The following is a 25980-nucleotide window of genomic DNA, read 5'->3' on the forward strand; positions in this document are numbered from 1 at the left end:
CCGCCACCCGCCGACGCGGCACGCGCCGCACGGACAGCGCCGCGCGCGGCGCGGCGCACCGCGCCCGCCCGGGACCGCGCCCCGTTGCTCTTCGTCGCGGGAACCGCGGAGCCCGGCGGCACGGTTGCGCAGATCGCGCAGATCGCGCATCTCGCCGTGCTCGGCGGGGCCGCCCCGGCATCCCCCCACCGTCCGCTGACCGCCCAGGAGTTGTTCGCATGCGCACCCCCCTCCCCCTCGTCGCCGTCACCATGGGCGACGGCGCCGGCATCGGCCCCGAGGTCGTCGTCGCGGCCCTGCTCGACGAGGCCGTCCTGACCCGCTGCCGCCCCGTCGTCATCGGCGACGCGCGGCGGCTGCGCGAGGCCGCCCGCCTCCTCGGCCTGGGCTGCGAGATCGCCGCCGTCGACCACCCGCGCGACGCCGAGTTCACTCCCGGCCGCGTCAACGTGGTCGACCTCGGTCTGCTCCCCGCCGACCTGCCCTGGGGCAAGCTGTCGCCGGTCGCGGGCGGCGCCGCGTACACGTACATCGAGCGCGCCGCCGAACTCGCCGTGGCAGGAGACGTGCACGCCATCTGCACCGCGCCGCTCAACAAGGAGGCCCTGCACGCCGCGGGCCACATCTACCCCGGCCACACCGAACTCCTCGCCCACCTGACCGGGACCGAGGAGGTCTCGATGATGCTCTCCACCGAGAAGGTGAAGGTCATCCATGTCACCACGCACATCGGCCTGATCGACGCCGTCCACCGCATCGGGCCGGGCCTCGTCGAGCGCACGGTGCGCCGCGGCCACGAGGCGATGGTCCGCGCCGGCACCCCGAACCCCGTCATCGGCGTCTGCGGCATCAACCCGCACGCGGGCGAGAACGGCCTGTTCGGCTACGGCGAGGAAGACGAGAAGATCGTCCCGGCCCTGGAGACACTGCGCGCCGAGGGCGTCGACGCCCGGGGCCCGCTCCCCGCCGACACCGCCTTCTTCCTCGCTTCACGCGGCGACTACGACCTGATCGTGGCGATGTACCACGACCAGGGCCACGGCCCGGTCAAGGTCCTGGGCATCGAGGCGGGCGTCAACCTCACCGTGGGCCTGCCCGTCATCCGCACCTCGGTCGACCACGGCACCGCGTTCGACATCGCCGGAACGGGCAGGGCGGAGCCCGGCAGCATGGTCGAGGCGCTGCGCCAGGCGGCCGGGATGGCTACGGTGCCCGCCGCTCCGGTGGCCTGAACGGCGAGCCGTTCAGAGCCGCCGCGGTCATGCGGTGTGCCTCTCGATCAGCCGGCCGGCCCGCTGGGTGACGCGTCCACCCTCGGCGATCCGTTCACCACGCAACCAGGTCCCGCGGACGACGCCGTGCAACGTCTTGTCCGCGTAGGCGGTGATCTGGTTGCGGTGGTGGAGCCGGCCCGGGTCCACGGTGAAGGTCTCCTCGGGGGCGACGACCGCGAAGTCGGCGTCATGGCCGGGGGCGATGACGCCCTTGTGGGGCAGACCGGCCACCTGTGCGGGACCGTAGGACATCCAGCGGGCGATGTCCTCCAGGCCGTGGCCCCGCTCGCGGGCGGCGGTCCAGACGACGGGGAGCCCGAGCTGGAGTGAGGAGATTCCGCCCCAGGCCGTGCCGAAGTCGGGGGTCTTGAGGTCGGTGGTGCAGGGCGAGTGGTCGGAGACGACGCAGTCGAGGCTGCCGTCGGCCAGGCCCTGCCAGAGGGCGTCCTGGTTCTCGCGCTCGCGGATGGGCGGACAGCACTTGAACTCGGTGGCGCCGTCCGGGACGTCCTCGGCGGTGAGGGTGAGGAAGTGGGGGCACGTCTCCGCGGTGATACGGACACCCTCGCGCCGCGCGTCGGCGATCAGCGGCAGGGCGTCGCTGGAGGACAGGTGCAGCACATGCACGCGGGCCTCGTACTCACGGGCAAGTTTGATCAAGAGGGCGATGGCATCGTTCTCGGCCGCCCGGGGACGGGAAGCCAGGAAGTCGGCGTAGGCGGCGCCACCCCTCTGCGGAGCGGCGGCCAGGTGGCCCGGGTCCTCCGCGTGCACGATCAGCAGGGCGTCGTAGGAGGCGATCTCCGCTATGGCGGCGGCCAGTTGGGCCGGGTCGAGCTCCGGGAACTCCTCGACGCCGGAGGGCGAGAGGAAGCACTTGAAGCCGAAGACGCCCGCTTCGTGCAGCTGCCGCAGGTCGCTCACGTTGCCGGGAATCGCACCGCCCCAGAAGCCGGTGTCGATGTGTGCCTTGGAGCGGGCCACCTCCTGCTTGACGCGCAGGTTGTCGAGGGTGGTGGTGGGAGGCAGCGAGTTGAGCGGCATGTCGATGAGGGTGGTGATGCCGCCGGCGGCTGCCGCCCGGGTGGCGGTCCAGAAGCCCTCCCACTCGCTGCGCCCGGGGTCGTTCACATGGACGTGGGTGTCGACGAGGCCGGGCAGCACGGCGTCATCACCGACGTCTTCCAGCCGCGCCCCCGTCGGCACCTCGGCGTCGTGGGGCAGCACGTCCACGATCCGGCCGTCGGCGACGGTCACGGACGCGGGGCGCAGGCCCTCGGGTGTGACAACGCGTGTCGAGCGCAGGACGAGCTGTATGTCGGGCAACGGACGCTCCTTCTCACGTGTTCTTCCTTGCGTGTTCTTCCTCGATGCGCGGTCGGCCCGTGTCATCACGACCGTGGGGGCCAATTGACGATCTTCTTGGGCCGAGGGGGTGCGTAGGTACGCACCTTGGAGGTGGACAGGCCGAGGCGGACGAGGGACTCGGCGATCGTCACAGCCGCCGTCACCCCGTCGACGACGGGGACCCCGGTACGGTCGACGACGCGTTCGGTGAGGCCGGACATGCCGCCGCAGCCCAGGCAGATCACCTCCGCCCGGTCCTCCTCCACCGCACGGGCGGCCTGCTCGACAATGGCGTCGACGGCGGCGGTCTCGTCCCGTTCCAGATCGAGTACGGCGAGTCCGCTGGCGCGCACGGAGGCGCACCGGGCGCTCAGACCGGCGGAGTGGAGGCGCTCCTCGATCAACGGGACCGTGCGGTCGAGGCTCGTCACGACGGAGTAGCAGCGGCCTAGGAACTGGGCGGTGCTCGCGGCCGCCTCGGTGATGTCGACCACCGGAACGTCGAGCAGTTCCTGTAGCCCTTCCCGGCCGTGTTCGCCGTATCCGGCCTGGATCACGGCGTCGAACGGCTCCGGGTAGGCGCGGACGGTTTCCATCACGGCGACGGCGGCGAGGTAACTCTCGTAATTGCCCTCGACCGACTCCGCCCCGAAGGCGGGCGTCAGCGGAATGATCTCGGTACCGGGCGATGCCACACTGGCCGCCTGCTCCCCGATCGAGTCGGTGATGGACGGCGTGGTGTTGACGTTCACAACGAGGATGCGCATCGTTCAGCCTTCTCCTGAGTGGTTCATTCGGCGGCGACGGCGATGGCTTCACCGTCCACGTCCCGCAGCGGCACCGTGCGGTCCGCGATGACCGCGTACAGCGCCGCGGCGAGGATGGCGCCGATGAACCAGGAGAATCCGGCCACGGCGTGGAACAAGGGTGCCAGGGCCATGGTGACGGCGATCGCGGCACTGGGGACGAAGGCCCACACGGCCCGGGGGTTGTAGCCGCGGCGGTAGTGGTACTCGCCCTGGGCGTCGTCGGTGTAGAGGTCGGGCACGTTCACGCGGGATTTCCGCAGGAGCCAGTAGTCCGCCATGATCACACCGAACAGGGGGCCGAGCAGGGCGCCGAGCCCGCCGAGGAAGTAGTTCACCACGACCGGGCTGTTGTAGAGGTTCCACGGCAGGATCACCAGACCGATGGCCGCGCTCACCAGACCGGCCCGGCGGAAGTTCAGCCGACGGGGGAAGAGGTCGATCAGTGCGTAGATCGGTGCCACGAAGTTGGCCAGCAGGTTCACCGCGATCGTCAGGGTGATGAGGGCGAGCGAGGCCGCGGCCAGCAGGAACTCGTTCGGGATCGTCCGGACGATGTCCGTGGGACTGGTGATGACGTGCCCGTCGAGCTTGAACTGCGCCCCGCTGAGAACCACGACGATGGCGGCGAAGAAGAGCATGTTCACCGGGATACCGATCACGTTTCCGCGGACGATGGAGCCGCGGCTCTTCGCGGACCGGGTGAAGTCGCAGAAGTTGAGCACGAACGTTCCGTAGATCACCACCCACAGTGCGGCGCCCTGAAGGATCTGTAGCCACATCTCGGCGCCGATGAGCGGCTCGTCCACGGACAGCGCGATCGAACCGTCCGCGCGGACGAACATCCAGACCGCGAGGGCGCACATGGTGATCAGGGTCGTGGGCGCCGCGAAGGCCATGTACCGCCGGATCATCTGCATCCCGTAGCTCACGATGAGGACCTGGAGGGTCCACAGGGCCAGGAAGGTGATCCAGCCGAGCGTCGACTGACCGAGCAGGGAGTTCGCGTCCATGGAGCGAAGTCCGGGAAACATCGCGACGAGAAGGGCGCTCAGGACCGAAGAGGCGAGGTAGGTCTGGATGCCGAACCAGGCGATGGCGACGGCTCCCCGGACGACGGCCGGTATCTTCGCCCCCTTGATACCGAACGCCATACGGCCCATGACGGGAAAGGGGACGCCCGTCTTGTGCCCCATGAAGCCGGACAGCGTCAGCAGGAGAAAGAGCAGGACCGAGGCGAGCGCGAAGGCCGCCAGAATGCCCCATACGTTGAGCCCGAGCGCGAAGAGGCCGATGGCGAACGCGTAATTTCCGAGACTGTGTACGTCATTGGCCCAGAGCGTGAAGACGTTATAGGCGCCCCAACGGCGCCCCTCCTTCTTCGTCGGGGCGAGATCGTACGTGTACAGCCCGGAGCTGACAGCACCCTCGGCATCCACGCACGATCGGTCATGTACAGCAGTCATACGGCGCTCCAGAGGGGAGTAGGTGGCGCACGCCTGAAGTTTCCATAAAGCGGAAGTGTTCTTCCGTGGATCGAAAAGTAGTTTTCACGCAACTGCGCCGTCAAGGGGTCGGAGGCAGCAGGTTCCGATCACGGGGCCCTGAGCCCAGCTGCCCCGGGCCCGGCGAAGCCGTGCGTGGTCAGGCACGGTGGGTTCGCCGACCCGGGACACCTTTTCACCACCCCCCGGCCGCAAGGTGTCCCGGGTCGGCGAATGGTTGCCGCTGGTCAGGGGCGGGACGCAGACTGTGACCCCGTCCCTGACCACGGGGCACGGCCACAGCCGGACCGGAGGGTGAAGCCCGTGACCACGTCGATCACCGAGATCGAGACCCATGGCGTCGAACGCATACCGGACGAGGACCGGTCGGCCCGCCCGATCGACCTCTTCCGGCTGGCTTTCGGCGGCGCCAACACCTTCGCGACGTGCGTACTCGGCGCCTTTCCCGTCCTGTTGGGGCTGTCCTTCCTGCAAGGTCTCGCGGCGACCGCCCTCGGCCTGCTCGCCGGGGCGCTGCTGCTCGCCCCCATGGCGCTGTTCGGCCCGGCGAACGGCACGAACAACGCGGTCTCGTCCTCGGCGCACCTGGGAGTGCACGGCCGGATCGTCGGCTCGTTCCTCTCACTGCTCACCGCGATCGCGTTCTTCTCGATCTCGGTGTGGTCCTCGGGTGACGCACTCATCGGCGGGGCCCACCGGCTCGCCGACGTACCGGAGTCGGAGGTTTCGTACGGCGCCGCCTACGCGGTGTTCGCGGTCCTCGTCCTCATCGTCTGCGTCTACGGCTTCCGCTTCATGCTGCTGGTCAACAAGGTTGCCGTGACGGCCGCTTCGGCGCTCTTCGTGCTGGGCGCCGTCGCCTTCGGCGGCGATTTCGACCCCGGCTACGCGGGCACCTTCGACTCGACCGCCGACCCGCTGTTCTGGCCGTCGTTCATCGGCGCCGCACTGATCGTGCTGTCCAACCCGGTCTCCTTCGGCGCCTTCCTCGGCGACTGGTCCCGCTACATCCCCGCCGCGACACCGCGCCGCCGGGTGATGGGCGCCGCGTTCCTCGCCCAGCTCGCCACCCTGCTGCCGTTCGTCTTCGGCCTGGCCACCGCCTCGATCATCGCCACGAAGGCCGCCACGTACGTCGACCCCGCCGCCCCCAACTACGTCGGCGGGCTGCTGGCGATCTCGCCCGGCTGGTACTTCCTGCCGCTGTGCCTGATCGCGCTGATCGGCGGCCTGTCCACCGGCACCACGGCGCTCTACGGCACCGGCCTCGACTTCTCCAGCGTCTTTCCGCGCTTCAGCCGGGTCCGGGCGACCTTCCTCATCGGGACACTGTCGATCGTGTTCGTCTTCCTCGGCCGGTTCGCCCTGAACCTCACCCAGTCCATCTCCACCTTCGCGACACTCATCGTCACCTGCACCGCGCCCTGGATGATCGTGATGGTTCTCGGCTATGTCATCCGCCGTGGCTGGTACGACGCGGAGGCGCTCCAGGTCTTCAACCGCCGTCAGCGCGGCGGCCGTTACTGGTTCACCCACGGCTGGAACTGGCGCGGAATGTCCGCCTGGCTGGTGTCCGCCGTCGTGGCGCTGCTCTTCGTGAACCTGCCGGGCCAGTTCGTCGGCCCGCTGGGCAACCTCGCGAACGGGGCCGACATCTCCCTGCCGGTCGGCCTCGCCCTCGCGGCCGTGAGCTACCTCGGCCTGCTGGCCGCGTTTCCCGAACCGCGCGCGGTGTACGGGCCGGACGGCCCCCGCCTCGTGCGGGCCTCCGCCGCCGACGCCCCGCCCATCACCGACTCCCCGGGCAGCCCCGACGGCCTCTCCACCACCGCGACCGCCACCTCTCCCGAGCACACCTGAGCGGCACCTGGCCGCGGCGGCCTCCGGAGGTCAGGCGTGCGCTACCTGGCCGCCCTCCGCACACCGCACCCTTCGCCTCTTTTTGCGCGTAAGTACCTCATCTGGAAGCATTGGTGGCAGAGAGTCTGTACGGAAAGCGGCAGGTGGTACATCGCCCGCCCGCATGGCAGCGCCGACGCCTCATCCGACGCCGTCCGCCTGCCCCCGATGAACCGTGTCTCAGACACCACCGCCACAATCAGCAGGCCAGGAGGCGGATCATGGCCACGGCGGAACTCACTTCCGAACGGAAGTCGGACTATCTGGCGCAGCTGACGATGGCCGCGGCACGCTACACCAGCCGAACCGCGCAGCGTGAGAGAAACCAAGCGGTTCTCCAGACGCAGGGGGTGCTGTACGCCGACGCTCCCGAGCGGGTCGAGAAGCGGCTGGCACGTCTCGGTGCCGACTGGGCCATGGCGCGGGCGATCGAGCACACGCCGACGGAACCCGCCAGCAGCGGGGGAAGCACCCTTCAACTGCCCCCGGAGGCCTTTACCGGAGACGCGCTGGGGCTGGAGCGCCTCATCGGGCGCAATAATCTCGCCCCGGTCGCGTTCCTGGAGGAAGGCGTTCAGGTCTCCCGCTCGGTTGGTCGGGTCACCATCAGCGGACCGGGTGGCGGACACGGCACGGGCTTCATGGTGTCCCCCTCCCTGCTGCTCACCAACAACCACGTGCTGCACTCTGCCGAGGAGGCGAGCCGCAGCAAGGTCGCGTTCGCGTTCCAGGACGGCGTCGAAGGGGGCCCGCTCACACCGGCGGTCTTCCCGCTGGAGCCGCACCGCCTCTTCGTCACCGACCGGGCGCTGGACTACAGCCTCGTCGCGGTGGCCCCGCAGGGCACGCAGGGCGAGCCGCTGTCGTCGTTCGGCTGGCTGATGCTCACTGAGACGCAGGGGAAGGCCGTCATCGGGGAGTTCGTCAACATCATCCAGCACCCCAGGGGCGAGCCCAAGCAGATCGCGCTGCGCGACAACCAGCTCGTCGACGTACTGGAACGGTTCCTGCACTACGCGTCCGACACCCGTGAGGGCTCGTCGGGTTCCCCGGTCTTCAACGACCAGTGGGAGGTCGTCGCGCTGCACCACTCGGCCGTCCCGAAGACCGACGCCGAGGGCCGGCCGCTGAGCGTCGACGGCACAGTGTGGCGGCCTGAGATGGGCGAGCAGCAACTGGCGTGGCTGGCCAATGAGGGTGTGCGGATCAGCCGGGTGCTGCGCGCCCTGCACGAGGTGACCCTGACCGGTGCGGCGGCCCGGCTGCGGGACGAGATGTTCACCGCCGGGCTCGCCCCGTCCCCCGTCGAAAGCGCTCCGCCGATTCCCTCGTCGAACGGGAAGACCGCCCTGTCGGCGGCCAATGGGTCGCAGGCCCGGGCACCGGCGCACGCGACCGAGGGTGCCGCGCAGCTCGTCCTCCCGCTGCGGATCGCCGTCGGGTTCGACACACCGATGTCCCCGCAGGCCACCCCCCTCGCCCCGCTGCCCACGCTCGAACCGACGCCGAAGGCCGCGCCGCAGCCGCCCTCGGCCGCGCGGACGGACGTCGTGTCAGCGGTCGAGCAGGAGGTCGACGCGGCCCTGATCAACCACCAGCTCGCGCAGAAACGTCCCTACTACGACCGGACCGCCGACATCGCCGCACGCGACGCGTACTACGCGAACGTCCGCACCGGCGGCGGTGACGCGCTGCGCCGCGCGCTCACCGCGCTGCTGGAGGAGACCCACACGCCCCAGCCCAGGTACAAGCCGATGCGGCTGGTCTACCCCTGGGTGGACCTTCACAAGGACGGTCGGCTGTACGGCATCTACTCGGCCAGGGGCTTCTCCGTCGAGGAGCTCGTACGGGCCGACGCGACCGTGGCCGAGGCGCGGCTGGCCCGCGTGGAGGAACTGCTGCGGCAAGAGAGCACGGCGGGTCCGGCCGAGTTCGAGGCGGAGTTCGACGCGCTGGAGGCGTCGATGCCGTTCAACTGCGAGCACGTGGTGCCGCAGTCGTGGTTCGCCAAACAGGAGCCGATGCGGGGAGACCTGCACCACCTGTTCGCGTGCGAGGCCGGCTGCAACAGCTTCCGCGGCAACTTCCCGTACTTCGACTTCCCCGACTTCGACGAAGCGCTCCGGGACGCCTGTGGGATGCGCGAGAGCGTGGGGTTCGAGCCGACGGAGGGCAAGGGCGCGGTCGCCCGTGCCACCCTGTACTTCCTGCTCCGCTATCCGGGACAGGTCGGCGACGTCGCACGCGAGTTCCCCGGGGACCGGCTGCCCGTCCTGCTGACATGGCACGAGAACCAGGCGGTCACCGAGTACGAACTGCACCGCAACGCCGCCATCGCGGAGATCCAGGGCAATCGGAATCCGCTGATAGACCACCCCGAGTGGGCCCGCGAGATCGACTTCTCGGGCGTCTGGCCCTGAGGGTCGCGCACGGAGCCGCCTCCGCCGTGGCGGACGTCGTCGACGGCGGCGCACCCGGCCCGAGCCCCGGGCCGGGTGCGCCGTAACCGGAGACCAGGAGGACATCATGGCCGGGGCCGAGAAGCTGCCGATCGTCTACGTCCGAGGCTTCGCCGGCGACACCGCCGGCATCGACAAGGTGGTGGCGGACCCCTTCTACGGGTTCAACGAGGGCTCCACCCACATCCGTATCGGCCCGGACGACGAGCCGTGCTTCTACCAGTTCGAGAGCCCGCTGCTGCGCCTGCACCTGGACGAGAGGTACCAGATCCTCGTCGACGGCGGCCAGGACCTCTACTTGGCCTCCCACGACACGATCCCGCCGGACACCATCTGGGTTCACCGCTTCTACGACGCCTCAGCCACCACCTGGGGAACGAAACCCAGGGAGTTCCGGCTGGAGACCGCCGCACAGGACCTGTTGAAGCTGATCGAGACGATCAGGGAGAAGTCCGGGGCGCCGCGTGTCCATCTGGTCGCCCACAGCATGGGCGGCCTGGTGTGCCGCTGCCTCATCCAGAAGATCCTCCCCGACCTCGGACGTGACCCGGCCGACGTGGTGGGCAAGCTCTTCACCTACGGCACCCCGCACGGCGGCATCACCTTCGACGCCGGTTTCGGCCTGCTGGAGCGGCTGCGCGACCTGACCGGCATCAACGGCGCCGAAATCTTCGGCCCGGAGCGGATGTACGCATACCTGACGCCGAGCGCACTGCGCGCCCCGGACGGCCCGCCGGACGACTGGGATCCCCGGGCCATGGCCCCCGACCAGCCGTTCGCCTTCCCCCGCGAGCGGGTGTTCTGCCTGGTCGGGACCGATCCGACCGACTACGACGTGGCGCACGGGCTGTCGGCGGCGGCGGTCGGTCCCCGCAGCGACGGCCTGGTGCAGATCGACAACGCGTACGTCCCCGGCGCGCATGTGGCGTATGTGCACCGCAGCCACAGTGGACGCTACGGGCTGGTCAACTCCGAGGAGGGCTACCAGAACCTGCGGCGTTTCCTGTTCGGCGACCGCAGGGTGGAGGCCGCGCTGGTCGGTCACCGGCTGTCGCGGGCGTCCGACACGACCTGGCAAGCGGAGGTCCGGCTGTCGGTGCGCGGTCTACAGATCGTCACCCACGAGCGGATGAGCGCCCATTGGTGCTCGATCCAATTGCCCGCCGGAGGGGCGGACGGGGACGGGCAGGTGCCGTTGGTGGAATCGTTCCTGTGCTCCACACTGCGGTCCGGCGAGTCCGGCACCCTGCGGTACGCCCTGCATCTGCGGATCCTGTCGCTGCGCCGGCGCGACGGCCTGCTGAGCTTCCGTGATCACCTGGAGCAGACGGCCGACTTCGACGACATCCTCGTCGTGGACGTGGGCGCCGACGCCACGGCGGCCGTGCCCGCGCTCTCGGCCACCTGGAACTCCGACATCACCGGCCCGATCAGGGACTTCCGGCCCCCCGGTGCCGGTGGCCCCAGCGACGAGGACCCCGCCGACGACGTCTGGGTGAACCACATCGAGCTGCCCGCGACCACCGTCCCGATCCTCGGGGAGGGCGCGCGCATCCGGCTCACCGTGACCCCCTGGGAGTGAGTCAGTCTTTCGGCAGTAGCTGGAAGTCGTCAAAATCAAAGCCGGGCGCAACTACGCAACTCACGAGCACCTCTTCATCGCCGGCCGGGCGAGCAGCCTGCCAGTGCCCAGCTGGCACGAGAGCTTGCGGCCGTTGCCCGCTCGCGAGATCGGGACCCAGCAGTATCTTCACAGGATCCTTGATCGGCCTCTCACCGGAACCACCCAGCAAGAGCACCAAGGGACCACCACGGTGCCACAACCATAGTTCCGACGAACGTACGGTGTGCCACCGGGATTCCTCGTTGGAAGGCAAGAGAAAATAGATCGCTGAGCAGATGGACCTCAGCCCGGGATAGCCCTCCGGCTGGATCTCGGTGTCACTGCGCCACGTTTCCTTGTACCAACCTCCTTCGGGATGTGCACTCATCCGAAGCAGACGGGCCGTATGGGGCATTTCCGGGTCACCCATGGATAGCCTTCCTTTCTCTGAGTAACATTCTGCTTCTCTCCCCCGCATTCGTGGGCGTGGGCGCCCCGGCGCCTCAGTGCGTGTTTTTGAAGGCTGGTGTTGAGGTCTGAACGTCGCGACGATCAGGGGTGTGGTGTCGCGAGGGATAGTTCGGCGGTACTGCCGGGAGTGTGGTGATCCGTTGCCGTCGACGAGAGCGGCGACGGCGGTGTTCTGCTCGGGTAGGTGCAGGTCGCGGCACTGGCGGGTGCTTGAGCAGACCCGGCTCAGGGTGGTGGCGATCCAGTCCGGGGAACAGGCTGAGTGCCCGGTCTGCGGGCGGTGCTGGACGGTGGGGGTCGAGCGTGCGCGGTCGGCGAAGTACTGCTCGCCGCGGTGCCGGGTGAGAGCCTGCCGGGAACGGCAGGCGTCACGGAACGGTGTTGCGGAAATGCCATAGCCGAACGGAAGTTGGGCCCCGGGGGTCTCTTGCGTTGTTCACGGACCGAATTGGCGGGCGGTGTGCGCTTCGAGCGCCCCTGTCTCGCGCTCTGCCCCGCGATCTCGGGTCCGCGTCACCGTTTGAGGTGACCTGGACGGGTGTCATGTTGACGGTTGCCGTGGGGCGGCCGGCCCGGTCTGGGGCGGGATGGTGGGCGTCATGGCGGAGCGGGTCGGGAACGTCACGCGGGCGCGTTACGAGCAGATCGTCGCCGAGGCGCGGGAGCTGATCGCGCAGGTCGCGCGGGCGCAATTTTCCCTGGGTGACAAGGCCTTGGAGATTGAGCCGATGCGGCCGGTGGGCGGGTCGATGCCGAACGGTTCCGACGATCTGTACACGGTCGAGGAGTCGTTGCAGATCTTCGCTGACGATATCGGGGTCGCGCGGGCCACGGTGGAGGACTGGCGGTGGACCGCCAACCGGTGGCCGGCTGCGCGGCGCAGGGACGGCGTCTCCTTCACCGTCCACCGGGTGCTGGCGTCGGTCACGGACGAGGCCGAACGGTGGGCGGCGATCGAGGATCCGCCGTTCAACCAGCGCACCGGTCAGCGCCGCTGGACGCCGGACTCCGCGAAACGCCTGGTGGGGCAGCGGGTGGAGCGTCCGGTGACGGTGGAGGAAAAGGTCCAGGCGGTGACCGACCTGGTCCGCGATGATGAGGTCGCCGGGCAGGTCGCCACCGGTCTGCTGCGGCGCCCGGCGGTGTCCTCGCAGGTCAGCCAGGAAGACAAGGTGAGGGTCGTGCAGGAGCTGGCCCGGGACGATGAGGTCGCCGGGCAGGTCACGGCCGATCTGCTGCAACGTCCGGCGGTCGCGCGGCGGGTGATGCGGGACACCACCACGCGGATGGCCGTGAACCGGGCCCAGTTCGACAACTCCGAGGAGACCCGCGAGCAGATCCGCGAGCGGACTCCGGCGGTGCGGCAGATCGAGCACACCATCGAGTACCTGGACCTGGTCGGGTCCTGCCACAGCTACGTCGCTGCCCTGGGGCGTCTGGTTCCGCGGCTGCGGGGCCAGGAGTTCACCGAGGACGAGCGCGAGACCGTGCGGCGGGGCATCGCGAAGGTACGGGCGGCGGCCGACTGGCTCGAATCGGCAGTCGACCACGGCGAGTTCACCCTCGACGAGCAACTGGTCCAGCTCCTCAAAGGCGAGTAGCCGTGCCCCGTGCGGCACGGCCGCTCGCGAAGCACTACGGCGATCTGGTCTGGGCCTCGCTGATCGAGGCCCGTCCCGCCGGACTGCACACCCGGCAGCTGGTTGCCGCCACCCGGCTGAAGAAGTCGCAGGTCGCCCGGGGTATCGGGCACCTTCGCGATGTCGCGGCGGCGGAACACCTCACCCCGATCATCTACACCTACAAGGACGGCTACGTCTTCTCCGATGAGCCTGCGGACTGGATCGAGTACGAGAAGAAGCAGTTCCGGCAGATCCTCGGCCGCCTCACCCGGGTGATCACGGGCACGCTCGACCCGCACCTGGCCCGCTGCCCCGAGGACGAATGGGCCCAGCTCGCCGTCGCCCAGCTCACGGGGGTGCGTGCCACCCTCGCCCAGCTCTCCAAATAGCCCCCGCCGAACCGGCCCGACCTGTCTGCCGAGCCCGCCATGCCCACCGTCCAGCGCCGTCGCCGTTATCCCTCGGACACCACCACTGCCGAATGGGCCTTGCTCCAGCCGCTCCTGCCCGTCCCGGCCTGCCAGACCAAGAAGGGCGGTCGGCCGGAAGCTCACCCGCGCCGCGAGATCGTCGACGCCATTCGCTATATCACCGACAACGGCACGAAGTGGCGCGCTCTGCCCTCCGACTACCCTCCGTGGGAAACGGTCTACGGGTTTTTCGCCCGATGGAACCGCCGTGGCGTGGTCACCTACATCCGTGACCAGCTCCGTCGCCGTCTGCGCACTGGTCTGGGACGATGCCCCTACCCGGTCACGCTGATCATTGATTCGCAGTCGGTCAAGGGTGCCTCCACGGTGAGCCGGGCGACACGTGGATTCGATCCCGCGAAATTGATCAACGGGCGCAAGAGACACGTCGCGGTGGACACGAAGGGCTTCCCCGTAATGATCATGGTGACGCCCGCCGACATGCAGGACCGGGATGCCGCCCGCGAACTGCTCTGGCGCCTTCGTCTCATGCACCCGCAGATCACCCAGGTCTGGGCCGACTCCGCCTACGCCGGCCAGCTCGTCACCTGGGCCGAGGACTTCCTCCACCTGACCCTGAAGACCGTCTCCCGCCCCAAGGGCGCCAAAGGGTTCGTCGTACTCCCGCGCCGCTGGCGTGTCGAACGCACACTGGGATGGATCATGAACGCCCGCCGCAACGCGCGTGACTACGAACGCCTTCCCCAGCATTCCGAGGCTCACTTGAACTGGTCGCTCATCACCCTCATGAGCAGGCGTCTGACCCGGAAGAAGCCCGCCTCCGGCTGGGCGAAGAAGCCGAAACCGACGGCCTGAGCCCGCCCATGGAGGCGAGGAACCGATTCTTGTAAAGGTTTCTTTAGAAAGATACCTTTACATCATGAACCGGCGACAGCTCACCGACCCGCGCGCACTGCGGGCGTACGCCCATCCGTTCCGCCTGACCCTCATCGGGCTACTTCGCAGGGAAGGCGCGATGACAGCCACCAGGGCTGCCGAGGTGACGGGAGAATCGGTGGCCAGCTGCTCGTATCACCTGCGGATGCTGGCCAAGTACGGGCTCGCAGAGCAGACGGGGGAAGGCCAGGGCCGGGAGAAGCCCTGGCGGGCGACGGCAGCGTTCACCTCCTGGCCCGGCTATGCCGCGGACCCCGAGGTGCGGGAAGCCGCCACCGCGCTCAGCCTCGCGGTCGTCGAGCGGTACTTCACCGAGGCAACCCGCTGGCTGGAGAACCGGCACACCGAGCCCGCGGAGTGGCAGGAGGCAGCGCCTCTCGGGGACGCCACGATCTTCGTCACCGCCGCCGAGCTCAAGGAGCTCGACGAGAAGGTATGGGAGCTGCTCCAGCCGTATATCCGCCGGGCTGACGATCCGCAGCAGCGTCCCACCGCAGCGCGCCGCGTGTCGTATGTGCACTTCGCCCACCCGTCGCGGGAGTTCAGCGCGAAGATGCAGGACGAGACGGAAGAGCCGCGCTCGTGAGCAGGGCCGGGCGGTTACCCGCCCTGCTGCGCGAGCCGTCCTTTCGCCGTTACTGGACCGGGCATACCGTCTCGCTCTTCGGAGACCAGATCACGCAGATCGCCCTGCCCCTGCTCGCCGTCCTGGCCCTGGACGCGGGCGCCACGCAGATGGGGTGGCTCACAGCCGCCGGACTCCTGCCGAGCCTGCTGTTCTCGGTGCACGCCGGCGTATGGGCGGACCGCCACGGGCGACGGCGCCACATGATGATCATCACCGACCTCGGGCGGGCACTGACCCTTGTCTCGCTCCCGGTCGCCTGGGCCATGGGCTGGCTCGGCCTTGGCCAGCTCTACGCGGTCGCATTCACGGTCGGCACACTGAGCGTGCTGTTCGACGTGTGCAACGCCGCGCTGTTCATCTCCCTGGTGCCCGCCGAACGCTACGTGGAGGGAAACTCCCTGCTCAACGGCAGCCGGGCCATGTCCTTCATGGTCGGCACCAGCGCCGGAGGAGCGCTCGTGCAGCTCCTGTCGGCACCGATCGCGCTGCTCGCCGACACCACCTCCTATCTGACTTCGGCCTGGCAACTGTCCCGGATCCATCCCACCGAGCCACCGGCCGCGACCCGCGCCAAGGGTGATCTGATGGCCGGCTTCCGCTACCTCATCCGCTCCCGGATCCTGCGCAGCTTCTACGGCGCAGTGACCACCCTCAACCTGTTCAACTTCGCCTTTCACGCCATCTTCGTCCTCTACGCCACCACTGAACTCGATCTCAGCCCCGGCCTTCTGGGCGCTGTGCTCGGCAGCGGCGCCGTCGGCTCAGTGATCGGAGCCCTGCTGACCGGCCGGATCGTGCGCCAGATCGGAATCAAGCGGGCCACGCTCCTCGGCCTCTTCGCCTTCCCCGCACCGCTGGTGCTGGTCCCCCTGGCACAGGGCCCCGTCCTACTTGCGGCAACGTGCCTGTTTCTGGCGGAGTTCGGCTCCGGGTTCGGCGTGATGGTCCTGGACATCGCAGGTGGATCACTCACTGCGTCGCTGATACCCGACACACTGCGATCCCGCGTCGCAGGAGCAAGCCGCCTGTGCAACTACGGCATCCGCCCCATCGGCGCACTGGCAGGCGGGTGGCTCGGCGCAACGATCGGCCTGCGCCCCACCCTATGGATCGCAACCCTGGGCGCACTGCTCGGCCTGGCGTGGGTACTGCCCTCCCGGATACTGCTGCCCACAATCACGCCCGAGCCGTCTCACGGCGAAGCTCAGCCCCACAGGACGCCTTGACACCGGACACCACAGCAACCAGCGCCGCCCTGCCCGTCCGTCAACTGGGGATCAAAAACACTCACTCAGCGGGCGCGGATACACGGCCGGCGGCTGAATACTCAGCGGTGTCGACGGCGCTGTCAACGGGGACCACGGCTGGATGTCCAGTACCTCGTGGACCGGTCGTCGCGGGGCCTGTGTGCCGGGGGCCCGTAGCCCAGCCGGAGCGCCATCTGCACATACGCCGAGCCCGGCATCGGGTCGCGCAGTGGCCGGCGCAGGTCGTGCCATTCCAGGGCCTGGGTGACGAACGAGGTGGTGAAGCGGGCCAGGTCCGCCGCGACACCGGGATCGGTGAGGTTGCGTGCCTCGGCTTCCAGCGCCGGCTCCAGTACGGACTGAAGGTGCCACCCCGAAGCGAACGACAGCGAGACGTGTTCCTGTCGTGCGGCCTCGGCGAGAGCGGCGCGCACGGATTCGGGTATGTCCGTCTCCGCGAAGGGATAACGGCTGGTGTGCCGGCTGTGCACGGCGGGGTATGTCAGAGTCCCTGCCTCTCTGCTTGCGCACATCGGCCGCTCGCGGTGGCGGCGATGGCCGGGAGGATGGCGAGGGCGAGGATGCCGCCGGTGATGGCGAGGATGGGGTAGCCGGCGGTGGAGACGACGACGCCGGAGGCCAGGCCGCCGGTCGCTCCGGCGATGGCGATGGCGACGTCGACCATGCCCTGGGTCTTGGCGCGGGTGGCGAGCGGCACGGCGTCGGTGATCATCGCGGTGCCGGAGACGAGGCCGAAGTTCCAGCCCAGCCCGAGCAAGGCGAGCGCGAGGGCGAGCAGGGCGACGGAGTCCCCGGGCACCGCGGCGGCGGTGACTCCGGCGGCCAGGAGGGTGACGCCGGAGGCGGCGGCGATGGCGGTGCGGCCGTACCGGTCGACGAGCCAGCCGGTCAGCGGGGAGGGCAGGTACATGGCGCCGACGTGGAGGGCGATGACCCGGCCGGAGGTGGCGGTGCCATGGCCGTGGTCGTGCATGTGGACGGGGGTCATCGTCATGATCGCGACCATGACGAGCTGGGTGAGGATCATCGTCAGCGCGGCCGGTATCAGCCCCGGCCGCCGTGCCGGGGCCGGTTCGGCGTCGCCGGCGGCGCCGGCGGCCTTCGCGGCGGCGTGCACCTGCTGCTGGAGGTCGAGGCTGCGGGCGAGCAGCAGGGGGTCGGGGCGCAGCCAGATGGCGAGGACGAGCGAGGCCAGGGCGTAGGCGGCACCGGCGAGGAGGAACGGTCCGGCCAGGGCCGGGATGCCGAGGGTGTCGGCGAGGGTGCCGGTGGGGGCGGCGAGGTTGGGGCCGACGACGCCGCCGAGCGTGGTGGCGACCAGGATGGTGGACACGGCGCGGGCGCGGTGGGCGGGCGCGGCGAGGTCGGCTCCCGCGTAGCGGGCCTGGAGGTTGGTGGCCGTTCCGGCGCCGTAGACGAACAGGGCGATGAAGAGGAGAACGGGGGTGTCGGCGACGGCGGCGGCGATGACCCCTGCGCTGCCGACGGCGCCGGTCAGATATCCCGCGGCCAGGCCCGGTCGGCGGCCCCGGGCCTGGGAGATGCGGCCCACCGCGACGGCGGCGAGGGCCGAACCGGCGGTGAACAGCGCGCTGGGCAGCCCCGCGAGGCCGCTGGAGCCGAGCATGTCCTGTGCGAGGAGGGCCCCGACGGTGACACCGGCCGCAAGCCCGGCCCCGCTGAGGATCTGGCTGACGACCAGCACGGTCAGGACGCGGCGCTGGGCCTCGAGGCGGGCGGATGCGTCGCCGGATATGCCGGCTGGAGTGGCGGAGTCGGTCGGGGTCATGGGCAGTTCTCTCTCAGGGGTGGGAGGGAGGCCAACGGAGCAAGGCGAGGCCGCGCGGGACGTCACAACCGGACGCCCGGCTACAGGCCGTCGACGACGAGGTAGCCGTCGAGGCGGCGTACGTGGTCGCTCCCCGGGTCCGGCGGGAGCGCGTGGCCGAGGTCGCCCGCGCGGACCTCGCCGATCCACTGGTCGTGCTGGTACTCGTGGTTGATGAGCGCGGTGAGCAAGTGGGCCGCGACGACGGAGAGTTGCTCCGGCGCCGCGACCTTCCCGGAGGCGATGGCGCGCATGCGGGCGTGGACGCGCTCGGCGACGGTCTCGCGGAACGCGGTGAGCCGTTCGACGGTGGGCAGGGCACCGCGGAACTGTTCGGGGTTGGCCGAGTCCATCAGCGCGTCGAGGGCCGGGTCCGGGCTGGGCTCGGCCGCGGTGAGGTTGCGGACCATGAAGTGGGCGACGTGGGCCTGGTGGCCCAGGTGCCAGCCGATGGCGCTGGAGTTCTCGTGCGGACGCCAGGTCACCTCGTCCGGGGTGAGGTCCTTCCACAACTCGTCCGTGTGGGCGAGGGCGCGGTCGTACTCGCGCAGCAGGGCGTCGATCCGGTGCATGTGGTCACCTTCCTCGGGTGCGGGTCGGCAGGAGTCACTGGGCGGGCACGGTGCGGGCCGGGGAGGTGGCCAGGACCGCGTGCGCGGCCCGCTCCGCGGCGGCGAGAGCACCCTCCATGTGCCCGGCGTGGTCGGGGGCGGTCTCGGTCGATGCCCAATGCAGCCTGCCGTCCAGCGCCGGCTGCCGGTAGAGGGAGTGGCCGAACAGGGAGTAGCCGGCCAAGCGGTGCACGGCGGGCAGCGCGCCGCTGTCACCGTCGTGGCGGCGGATCGCGGCAGCTCGCGGGTGAGCCAGGGGTGCGGGCGCGCCCGTACGCGGATTTCGGACGCCCCGGCTGACGCATACTTGGCCAGGCTTGCCTAGGAGGTGCTCTGGAGCAGCGCGGGGACGCGGGCACCGGCTGGCCCCTCGCCTGGAAGATCAACTTCTGGGCGAGACTGGAGGACGGCGCGCGGTCCTACAAGTTGCTGACCGATCTGCTCACCCCCGAGCGCACCGCGCCGAATCTCTTCGATCTGCACCCGCCGTTCCAGATCGACGGCAACTTCGGTGCGACGGCGGGCGTTTCGGAGTGGTTGCTCCAGTCCCACGCGGGTGAGGTGCGTCTGCTGCCCGCGCTGCCCCCGGCACTGCTCGACGGCCGGGTGCGCGGCCTGCTGGCACGCGGCGGCTTCGAGGTCGACCTGACGTGGCGCCAGGGCAGGTTGCTGACAGGCACGCTGCGTTCCCGCTCCGGCAACCGGGCGATCGTGCGGTCCACCACGGATCTGAAGGTGACCGTCCACGGCCATCGGGTCCGGGCACGGCGACCGGAGCCGGGGCTGATCGTTTTCGACACGGAGTCCGGAGCGACGTACCGCCTGACCCCGGCGGGCTGAGCACCTCCCGCACGCCCGCACCGTTCGGTGCCGCAGCTCCGCGCGGGTCAGCCGGCCCTCTGCTCCGGCGCGGCCTGCCGGGAGTCCAGGAGGAGGCCGCTGCGCCGGAGGCAGGAGAGGTAGCCGTCGAGCAGCGTGTCGTCGACGGGCGGGCACGAGTCCCGCCAGGCCGGCCAGATCTGGTCGGTGCGGGTGCGCGCGATTTCGGGGAAGACGGAGTCGAAGTACAGCTCCTTGACGCTGTGGTCGGCCTCGTTCGCCGGCGTGACGAAGAGGGGCATGAACGGCGCGATGGGGGCCTCGGGGTTGCGGCGCACATGATCGACGAGAGCGGCGGTCCACTCCGGGTAGCCGACGTCCTCGATGGCGTATCCGGCGGCGCGCATGCGGTCGACCATGTCGCCGAGCCGCGCCGGCCGGGGGTTGGTCAGGTGGACCACTCCCCCGAGGTGCGGGAGCCGGGTGGCGATGCCGACGATCGCGTCGGTGACGGTGTCGACGGGCACGAGGTCGAGGGGGAGCGGGACCGCGGGGGCCGCCCCCATGCGCGTGATGGCGTCGAAGACCGCGCAGATGGCGCTGGAGGTGTTCCAGGCGCCGGTGCGGCTGTGGCCGGTGATTTCGTAGGGCCGGTGGATGGTGACCGGCAGCCCCGCCTCCGCCGCGTGGCCGAGCATGCGCTCGGCCACCCACTTGGTCTCGGGGTACCCCATGCTGATCAGCTCGGGATGGCTGAGCGGGGTGCTCTCGTCGACATACCGGACGCCTCCGGCGCCACTTCCGGAGAGCACCGCGGTGGTCGAGACGTAGTGGACGGGAATCCGTCGCCCTGCTGCCAGGTCGATCAGGGAGCGGACGGCTTCCACGTTCGCCTCCCTCAACTGCTGGTAAGGGTAGAGGAAGTTGACGTGGGCGGCGCTGTGCACGATCAGGTCGACGTCGTCCGCCAAGCCGTCGAGGACACCGGGGGCCATCCCCAGCCCGGGGCGGCCGAGTTCGGCCGGCAGCGGACGGACCCGCCCGGGTTCGCCGATACGGAGACCGAACCGCTCCATCGTGGCGTGGATCCGCCGCATCGCCTGCGAGCCGTCGGCGGCGCGCACCGGGCAGTGGATGGTCGCGTCGGTGTCCCGGAGCAGCCGTTCGAGCAGGAACGCGCCGACGAATCCGGTGGCTCCGGTGAGCAGAATGTGGCGGGCCCGGGTGGGCTGCGGGGCAGCGGCCGGGTCGGCGCCGACGTTCAGCTCGATGCGGGCCTCGGCTTCGTAGTCGGGCTGGGTCCGGTCGCCCGGCCCGGACGGCAGGGTGCCGGTCGCCGCGCGGTACGCGGCCAGGCCCGGGGCCGCCAGCAGGCGCTGGAGCAGCGGCGCGAAGTGCTCGGCGGTCAGGCCGAGGGCGGCGATGGTGCGGGTGACGGCCTGGGCCGCGAGGAGGGAGTTGCCGCCCTCGGCGAAGAAGTCCGTGCTGTCGGACACCGGTGTGCCGAGCACCTCCGCCCAGATCTCCGCGACGGGGTCGCCCGGACGGCCGGCGGGCGGCTGCCCCGAGCCGCGGTCGGGGGCGGCGGCCCGGGCGCGCAGCACCGCGTAGTCGGTCTTGCCGTTCCCGGTGAGCGGCATACGTTCCAGCGGGTGGATGGGGGCGGGGATCGCGTGCGTGGGCAGCCGGCTCGCCAGGTGCGCGCGGAGTTCCGCGGGTCGCACCGGCCGGGTGGCGTCCGCGGACGTGACGAACGCGCTGAGCCCCTTGCCGATGCCGTCGTTCCCCCGGACGACCACCGCGGCGTCGGCCACGCCGGGGTGCGTCCGCAACTGGGCCTCGACGGCGTCGAGTTCGACGCGGAAGCCGCGGACCTTGACCTGCCGGTCCACCCGGCCGCGGAATTCCAGCAGCCCGTCACTGCCCCGGCGGCCCAGGTCACCGCTGCGGTAGAGACGCTCGCTCTCGCCGGTGCTCGTGCGCAGCGTGACGAAGGCACGGGCGGTCTCCTCGGGCCGGTTGAGGTACCCCAGGGCCAGCCCCGCCCCGCCGATGCAGATCTCGCCCTCCTCACCGGGGCCTGCCGGGCTGCCGTCGGCCCGCAGAAGATGGCAGCTGCTGGCGGCCACCTGCCATCCGATCGGGACCGAGGAGGCACCGGGCGCGACGTGGCCGACGTCGTAGGCACTCACCATGATGCCGCCTTCGGTCGGGCCGTATCCGTTGATCAGATGGCGCGGCCGTCCCGTCGCACACACCGCCGCCGCCAGCCCCGGGTCCATGGCCTCACCGCCGACCAGCACCATGTCCAGGGCGCCGAAGATCCCGGCCTTGGTCCGCACCGAGTGGTGGAACAGGCTGGTGGTCATGAAGGCGTGCGTGATGCGCTCGGCGCGGAGCAGCGAGCCCAGCGCCTCCGTGTCCAGGAGTACGTCCCTGCCCGCCACGACGAGGCAGCCGCCGTTGAGCAGGGTGGCCCACATCTCGAAGAGGGAGCCGTCGAAGGAGAGGCCGAAGGTCTGTAGGACGCGCTTGCCGGAGCCGGGGCACCAGGGAGCGCCGCCCTCCGCCAGCCGGGTCACGGCGCGGTGCGGGAAGAGCACCGGCTTGGGGCGTCCGGTGGTGCCGGAGGTGAAGAGCACGTACGCGCAGTTCTCCGCCGAACGTTCCGTGAGGGACGGGACATCCGGGTCGTGGTCCACGGTGGGCCGCGTCCGCACCAGTGCGTCGAACTCTTCCCAGCCCACCGGCTCGTCGCCCGCCGCCGCCACCGGCTCGTGGCCGGGAAGTGCGATGGCCAGTCGTGCACCGGCGTCGGTGAGCATCTCCGCGGCCTGGGCCGACGGGTACTGCGCGTCCACCGGGACGCACACCGCGCCCGCCCGCAGGATGCCGACGACGGCGACCGTCGCCTCCCAGGAGCGCGTACCGAGGACCGCGACGGCGTCCCCGGGGCGTATGGCTCGGCTCAGGAGGGCTTGGGATACGGACCGTGACCAGTCGTCAAGCTCCTGATACGAATACGTTCTGTTGCCGTCCTGTACCGCCGGAGCGTCGGGTCCGCGCACTATCTGCCGGGCCAGCAGACCGGGAAGAGAGGCACTCCGTGGGGTGACGGAAACGGGGCTCTGTCGGCTCTCGCCGGTGTGGGTGTTCGTGTGCATGGTTGCTCCGCAGAGGGCCGCCCCGAGGCATGGGGTGCATCAGGGCACGAGGGAGGTTGGGGGGATGGGGGCGCTGAGAGCGTCTCCCCGTCCCGGGCACCGCCCGTCGGGGGCCGGTGTGCAGCCGACCAGCGGCCGCGTGGGGGGGCGCGGGCTGTGGGTCGGGGCCGGTAGTTCAGGGAAGTCGGCAGACGTGAGACGGAATCAGCGCGGTTCGGCGGTCCATCGGTGAAGCCGGTATGCCGGAACGTCGCCGATGTGCGTCACCCTGCCGGGCATAACCCTTCACCCGAACCGGTGCTGCGTGCCCTGAATCGGTGGGAGACGTACTCCGGGTGCTGTTGGTCCGTCATGGAACTCGACACCCCTCCCGTACGGGGGCCGGTGAGGATTCCCGCCACACACGCCCTTCTGTCTTCCTGAGCATCATTACCCACAACAGCATCAGTTGAAGACAGAACTTTGACGTGCCGAAGGCCACGGCCCGGACCGGGCCTCAGCCCTTCGTCCACCGCTTCACGCCGCGCCACCAGGACAGCCAGGAACGGTCGGCGGGAGCAGGGGCGGTCGAGAAGGCGGGCTTGGTCTCGGGCTCTGCCGTGGGGAGCTCGGTACGCAGCGCCATCGGCGGTGTCAGACCGGACGCCCGCGGCGCCCGGTGGCTGGGAGTGAACTCGACCGGCAGCCCTTTGAGGTGGCGGTACATCAGCGAGGAGGTCCACTCCAGTGCGTCCTTCGGGACGGACAGCCGCAGATCGGGCAGGCGGGTGAGGAGGGTGTCGATGGCCGTGTCGGCGATCGCCCGGCCGATGTGCTGGCCGGGGCATTCGTGCGGGCCCCCGCTGAAGGCGAGATGGGAGCGGTTGCCGTGCACGGAGGCATGCAGATCGGGGCGGATCGCCGGGTCGACGTTCGCCGCGCCGAGACCGAGCAGGATCATGTCCCCTGCCGCGATGGGCTGTTCGGCGAGCACGGTGTCGCTGGTGGCCCACCGCCCCAGGAGAGTCATCATCGGTGGCTCGTCCCACATCACCTGCTCCATCGCGTCCGGCAGCGTCATGTGCCCGCCGGCCAGGTTCGCGCGGAAGCGGTCGTCGGTGAGCAGCGTCCGCAGTGCGTTCGCGATCAGGTTGACGGTGGTCTCGTTGGCGGCGGTGAGGATGAGCCGCAGATGCTCGCGGATCTCGTCGTCGCTGAGGCCGGAGGGGTGCTCGATCAGCTTGGAGGGGAAGTCGTGACCGGGGTCGGTGCGCTTGCGCTCGACGAGTTGTTGCAGGGTCCGGGTGATGTAGTCGTTGCTCGCCGCCGCGGTGTCCGTACCGGTGAGCGCGTCCTGGACGGCGGCGGCCAGGGCCGGCCCGTACTCGTCCGGCATACCGAAGAGCTGTGTCATGACCCGCAGCGGCAGCTGGGCGGCGAACTGGCTCACCAGATCGGCCCGTCCGCTGCGCTCGAACCCGTCGACGAGCTGATGGGTGAAACGCGTGACATGGCGCCGGATACCGCGCGACTCGAAGCGGCCCAGGCTGTCGGTGACCGCGCCGCGCAGCCGCTCGTGCTCCTCGCCGTCGACGAAGACGCACAGCGGCTGCCAGGCCGTGATGGGCGCCAGCGGATGGTCGGCCGCCACCCGCCCCTCGGCCATGTCCCGCCAATACCGTGAATCACGGGAGAAGACGGTGGGGGTGCGCAGGACGTCGAGGTTCTCGCGATGGCCGAGGACCAGCCAGGCCGGCAGGTCGCCGTGGACGAGCACGGGGGCGACGGGACCGTGCGCGGCCCGCAGCTTCTCGTACACACCCATCGGGTCGGCCTGGGCCTCGGCGCCGTACAGGCGGTGCAGTGCGTCCGGAGTCATGCCGTGGGCCGGGCAGCCGGGCGGCGGGGTCGCCGGGCCGTCGGTCGTGTTCTCGGGGGTGTTGGCGGTCACGTGGACTCCGAGGTCGTCGCAAAGGTTCGCAGATAGCGCATCAGGGAAATCAGCACGTCCCGGCTCGACGGTCGCTCGCGTGCGTCGCACACCACGATCGGCACGCTCTCCGGAAGGTCGAGTGCGCCGCGCACCTCCTCGGTGCGATAGGAGGTCGCGTCGGGGAAGGAATTGACGGCGATCACGAAGGGCACCTCGGCCTCCTCCAGACGCCCGATCACGTCGAAGCTGACTTCCAGACGCCGGGTGTCGACGAGCACGATGGCTCCCAGCGCGCCCTCGAACAGGCCGTTCCACAGGAACCAGAAGCGCTGCTGGCCGGGTGTGCCGAAGAGATACAGCACCAGCTCCTCGTTGAGCGTGATCCGGCCGAAGTCCATCGCCACGGTGGTCACGCTCTTGCGCTCCACTCCGGCGATGTCGTCGACCCCGGCGCCGGCCTGCGTCATCGTCTCCTCGGTGGTCAGCGGCCTGATCTCGCTCACCGAGCGGACGAAGGTGGTCTTTCCGACGCCGAAACCGCCCACGATAACGATCTTGACCGCGGAGGAGGCCGTTGACGGCAGCCGGTCCTCGCGCCGGGGCTCCGTGACCGTGTCAGAGATTCTGGAGACCATCGATAACCGCCTCTATCAGTGCGATGTCGGGACGCGAGGACGAGGCGGGCGCGCGGGCCTCGACCCGTCCGTCGGCCAGCAGATCGGCGAGGAGCACGCTGATCACACTGGTGGGCAGGGTCAGATGAGCGGAGATTTCCGCGACGGACACCGGAGACCGGCACACCCGGAGGATGGCGGCGAGCTCCGGCTGGAGGCCGGCCTTCGGCTCCTCCCGGGACACGATCAGGGTGACCAGGTCCAGGTCGGCCTGCTCCGTTGATTCCGCCCGGCCGCCCGTGATGACGTAGAGCCGCTCGGGACCGCCCTCGTCCCAGTCCCGGTCGGATGCGCTCACCGCGCTTGCCCGTCGCTGCGCGGCGGGCTGGTGAGATGCGCGCCGATCCGGGCGACGAGGTCACNCGGGCTGGTGAGATGCGCGCCGATCCGGGCGACGAGGTCACGCATGCACTGGCCGACCAGTCCGGCGTCCACCCCCTCGTCGGCGAGCACCGCCAGATGGGCACCGGCGCCCGCGGCCATCAGGTACATGAAGCCACCGCTGATCTCGATGACGACCATCCGCATCCGCCCGTCGCTGTGCGGGAACTCGGCGGCGACGGCCACGGACAGGCTCTGGAGGCCCGACCCGACTGCGGCGATGCGGTCCGCGGTGTCCATGTCCGTGTCGTACCGGGCCATGCACAGGCCGTCCGACGACAGGACCACGATGTGGCGAGTCTGGGGGACGCTCTCCGCGAGATCCTTGAGCATCCAGTCCAT

23 protein-coding genes are annotated in these 25980 nt (G+C 70.1%); 10 read left to right on the top strand and 13 right to left on the bottom strand.

The window, feature by feature from the left end; all coding sequences use genetic code 11:
• Positions 1 to 218 precede the first annotated feature (218 nt).
• Positions 219 to 1232, top strand: coding sequence for a 4-hydroxythreonine-4-phosphate dehydrogenase PdxA (gene pdxA / locus EEJ42_RS14665; RefSeq protein ID WP_123100389.1), 1014 nt, complete (start codon positions 219 to 221; stop codon positions 1230 to 1232).
• Between the two features lie 27 nt (positions 1233 to 1259).
• On the opposite strand, the gene allB is transcribed toward pdxA, so the two are convergent.
• From allB to EEJ42_RS14680, 3 genes are all read right to left on the bottom strand, one after another.
• Positions 1260 to 2600 carry an allantoinase AllB gene (allB, locus tag EEJ42_RS14670; protein ID WP_123100390.1) on the bottom strand — a complete coding sequence of 447 codons (1341 nt, stop codon included), beginning with the start codon at positions 2598 to 2600 and terminating at the stop codon, positions 1260 to 1262.
• A 65-nt stretch (positions 2601 to 2665) separates the two neighbouring features.
• Complete coding sequence (locus tag EEJ42_RS14675) at positions 2666 to 3388, bottom strand: aspartate/glutamate racemase family protein (protein WP_123100391.1); 723 nt, start codon at positions 3386 to 3388, stop codon at positions 2666 to 2668.
• Between the two features lie 23 nt (positions 3389 to 3411).
• Positions 3412 to 4893 carry an NCS1 family nucleobase:cation symporter-1 gene (locus tag EEJ42_RS14680; RefSeq protein WP_123100392.1) on the bottom strand — a complete coding sequence of 494 codons (1482 nt, stop codon included), beginning with the start codon at positions 4891 to 4893 and terminating at the stop codon, positions 3412 to 3414.
• Between the two features lie 342 nt (positions 4894 to 5235).
• On the opposite strand from EEJ42_RS14680, the gene EEJ42_RS14685 reads away from it, so the two are divergent.
• From EEJ42_RS14685 to EEJ42_RS14695, 3 genes are all read left to right on the top strand, one after another.
• The gene (locus EEJ42_RS14685) at positions 5236 to 6792 is read left to right on the top strand and encodes a purine-cytosine permease family protein (protein ID WP_123100393.1); all 1557 of its coding nucleotides are present in this window, start codon (positions 5236 to 5238) and stop codon (positions 6790 to 6792) included.
• Positions 6793 to 7052: 260 nt separating this feature from the next.
• Complete coding sequence (locus EEJ42_RS14690) at positions 7053 to 9251, top strand: endonuclease (protein WP_123100394.1); 2199 nt, start codon at positions 7053 to 7055, stop codon at positions 9249 to 9251.
• Positions 9252 to 9357: 106 nt separating this feature from the next.
• On the top strand, positions 9358 to 10872 hold the full coding sequence (locus EEJ42_RS14695; protein WP_123100395.1) for an esterase/lipase family protein: 1515 nt from the start codon (positions 9358 to 9360) through the stop codon (positions 10870 to 10872).
• Between the two features lies 1 nt (position 10873).
• Here the strand turns inward: EEJ42_RS14695 and EEJ42_RS14700 are convergent, their stop codons facing one another.
• Entirely contained in the window at positions 10874 to 11323 is a 450-nt protein-coding gene (locus EEJ42_RS14700) for a cupin domain-containing protein (protein WP_123100396.1), read from the bottom strand.
• A gap of 640 nt (positions 11324 to 11963) precedes the next feature.
• Between EEJ42_RS14700 and EEJ42_RS14705 the strand changes: the two genes are divergently transcribed.
• The 5 genes from EEJ42_RS14705 (at position 11964) to EEJ42_RS14725 (ending at position 16207) form a co-directional block, all read left to right on the top strand.
• Positions 11964 to 12965 (top strand): DUF6192 family protein, encoded by a 1002-nt coding sequence (locus EEJ42_RS14705; protein WP_123100397.1) that lies wholly within the window; start codon positions 11964 to 11966, stop codon positions 12963 to 12965.
• Positions 12966 to 12967: 2 nt separating this feature from the next.
• Complete coding sequence (locus EEJ42_RS14710; protein ID WP_123100398.1) at positions 12968 to 13375, top strand: hypothetical protein; 408 nt, start codon at positions 12968 to 12970, stop codon at positions 13373 to 13375.
• A 39-nt stretch (positions 13376 to 13414) separates the two neighbouring features.
• On the top strand, positions 13415 to 14272 hold the full coding sequence (locus EEJ42_RS14715) for an IS5 family transposase (RefSeq protein WP_123100399.1): 858 nt from the start codon (positions 13415 to 13417) through the stop codon (positions 14270 to 14272).
• A gap of 64 nt (positions 14273 to 14336) precedes the next feature.
• Positions 14337 to 14939: a winged helix-turn-helix domain-containing protein gene (locus EEJ42_RS14720; RefSeq protein WP_123100400.1), complete on the top strand. Its 603-nt coding sequence runs from the start codon at positions 14337 to 14339 to the stop codon at positions 14937 to 14939.
• On the top strand, positions 14936 to 16207 hold the full coding sequence (locus EEJ42_RS14725; protein WP_123100401.1) for an MFS transporter: 1272 nt from the start codon (positions 14936 to 14938) through the stop codon (positions 16205 to 16207). Before EEJ42_RS14720 ends, EEJ42_RS14725 begins: the two co-directional genes overlap by 4 nt.
• A gap of 122 nt (positions 16208 to 16329) precedes the next feature.
• Here EEJ42_RS14725 and EEJ42_RS14730 read toward each other — a convergent pair whose 3' ends face one another.
• From EEJ42_RS14730 to EEJ42_RS14745, 4 genes are all read right to left on the bottom strand, one after another.
• The gene (locus EEJ42_RS14730; RefSeq protein ID WP_123100402.1) at positions 16330 to 16719 is read right to left on the bottom strand and encodes a hypothetical protein; all 390 of its coding nucleotides are present in this window, start codon (positions 16717 to 16719) and stop codon (positions 16330 to 16332) included.
• Between the two features lie 11 nt (positions 16720 to 16730).
• Positions 16731 to 18038, bottom strand: a complete 1308-nt coding sequence (locus EEJ42_RS14735) for an MFS transporter (RefSeq protein WP_123100403.1) — start codon at positions 18036 to 18038, stop codon at positions 16731 to 16733.
• 80 nt (positions 18039 to 18118) lie between these two features.
• Positions 18119 to 18649: a DinB family protein gene (locus tag EEJ42_RS14740; RefSeq protein ID WP_123100404.1), complete on the bottom strand. Its 531-nt coding sequence runs from the start codon at positions 18647 to 18649 to the stop codon at positions 18119 to 18121.
• Positions 18650 to 18683: 34 nt separating this feature from the next.
• Positions 18684 to 18881 (bottom strand): FAD-dependent oxidoreductase, encoded by a 198-nt coding sequence (locus tag EEJ42_RS14745; protein ID WP_246096725.1) that lies wholly within the window; start codon positions 18879 to 18881, stop codon positions 18684 to 18686.
• Positions 18882 to 19021: 140 nt separating this feature from the next.
• Here EEJ42_RS14745 and EEJ42_RS14750 point away from each other — a divergent pair, with 140 nt between their 5' ends.
• A complete protein-coding gene (locus tag EEJ42_RS14750; RefSeq protein WP_425472895.1) occupies positions 19022 to 19528 on the top strand; it encodes a glycoside hydrolase family 95-like protein in 507 nt (168 codons plus the stop codon).
• Positions 19529 to 19575: 47 nt separating this feature from the next.
• Here EEJ42_RS14750 and EEJ42_RS14755 read toward each other — a convergent pair whose 3' ends face one another.
• The 5 genes from EEJ42_RS14755 to EEJ42_RS14775 form a co-directional block, all read right to left on the bottom strand.
• Positions 19576 to 22671 carry a non-ribosomal peptide synthetase gene (locus tag EEJ42_RS14755; protein WP_123100405.1) on the bottom strand — a complete coding sequence of 1032 codons (3096 nt, stop codon included), beginning with the start codon at positions 22669 to 22671 and terminating at the stop codon, positions 19576 to 19578.
• A 496-nt stretch (positions 22672 to 23167) separates the two neighbouring features.
• Entirely contained in the window at positions 23168 to 24601 is a 1434-nt protein-coding gene (locus tag EEJ42_RS14760) for a cytochrome P450 (protein ID WP_123100406.1), read from the bottom strand.
• Positions 24598 to 25218, bottom strand: a complete 621-nt coding sequence (locus EEJ42_RS14765; protein ID WP_123100407.1) for a GTP-binding protein — start codon at positions 25216 to 25218, stop codon at positions 24598 to 24600. Before EEJ42_RS14765 ends, EEJ42_RS14760 begins: the two co-directional genes overlap by 4 nt.
• A complete protein-coding gene (locus EEJ42_RS14770) occupies positions 25199 to 25555 on the bottom strand; it encodes a DUF742 domain-containing protein (protein WP_123100408.1) in 357 nt (118 codons plus the stop codon). Before EEJ42_RS14770 ends, EEJ42_RS14765 begins: the two co-directional genes overlap by 20 nt.
• On the bottom strand, positions 25552 to 25980 hold the full coding sequence (locus EEJ42_RS14775) for a roadblock/LC7 domain-containing protein (RefSeq protein ID WP_123100424.1): 429 nt from the start codon (positions 25978 to 25980) through the stop codon (positions 25552 to 25554). The genes EEJ42_RS14770 and EEJ42_RS14775 overlap by 4 nt, the downstream gene beginning before the upstream one ends.

The sequence above is a fragment of the Streptomyces botrytidirepellens genome, from assembly GCF_003721215.1.
Classification (GTDB): domain Bacteria; phylum Actinomycetota; class Actinomycetes; order Streptomycetales; family Streptomycetaceae; genus Streptomyces; species Streptomyces himastatinicus.

What these genes read in the sequence shown, in the direction of transcription:
- EEJ42_RS14675 (WP_123100391.1), bottom strand. Translation starts at nt 3,388, where the DNA reads ATGCGCATCCTCGTTGTGAACGTCAACACCACGCCGTCCATCACCGAC.
- EEJ42_RS14700 (WP_123100396.1), bottom strand. Translation starts at nt 11,323, where the DNA reads ATGGGTGACCCGGAAATGCCCCATACGGCCCGTCTGCTTCGGATGAGT.
- EEJ42_RS14705 (WP_123100397.1), top strand. Translation starts at nt 11,964, where the DNA reads ATGGCGGAGCGGGTCGGGAACGTCACGCGGGCGCGTTACGAGCAGATC.
- EEJ42_RS14755 (WP_123100405.1), bottom strand. Translation starts at nt 22,671, where the DNA reads ATGCACACGAACACCCACACCGGCGAGAGCCGACAGAGCCCCGTTTCC.
- EEJ42_RS14735 (WP_123100403.1), bottom strand. Translation starts at nt 18,038, where the DNA reads ATGACCCCGACCGACTCCGCCACTCCAGCCGGCATATCCGGCGACGCA.
- EEJ42_RS14715 (WP_123100399.1), top strand. Translation starts at nt 13,415, where the DNA reads ATGCCCACCGTCCAGCGCCGTCGCCGTTATCCCTCGGACACCACCACT.
- EEJ42_RS14690 (WP_123100394.1), top strand. Translation starts at nt 7,053, where the DNA reads ATGGCCACGGCGGAACTCACTTCCGAACGGAAGTCGGACTATCTGGCG.
- EEJ42_RS14680 (WP_123100392.1), bottom strand. Translation starts at nt 4,893, where the DNA reads ATGACTGCTGTACATGACCGATCGTGCGTGGATGCCGAGGGTGCTGTC.
- EEJ42_RS14720 (WP_123100400.1), top strand. Translation starts at nt 14,337, where the DNA reads ATGAACCGGCGACAGCTCACCGACCCGCGCGCACTGCGGGCGTACGCC.
- EEJ42_RS14740 (WP_123100404.1), bottom strand. Translation starts at nt 18,649, where the DNA reads ATGCACCGGATCGACGCCCTGCTGCGCGAGTACGACCGCGCCCTCGCC.
- EEJ42_RS14765 (WP_123100407.1), bottom strand. Translation starts at nt 25,218, where the DNA reads ATGGTCTCCAGAATCTCTGACACGGTCACGGAGCCCCGGCGCGAGGAC.
- EEJ42_RS14695 (WP_123100395.1), top strand. Translation starts at nt 9,358, where the DNA reads ATGGCCGGGGCCGAGAAGCTGCCGATCGTCTACGTCCGAGGCTTCGCC.
- pdxA (WP_123100389.1), top strand. Translation starts at nt 219, where the DNA reads ATGCGCACCCCCCTCCCCCTCGTCGCCGTCACCATGGGCGACGGCGCC.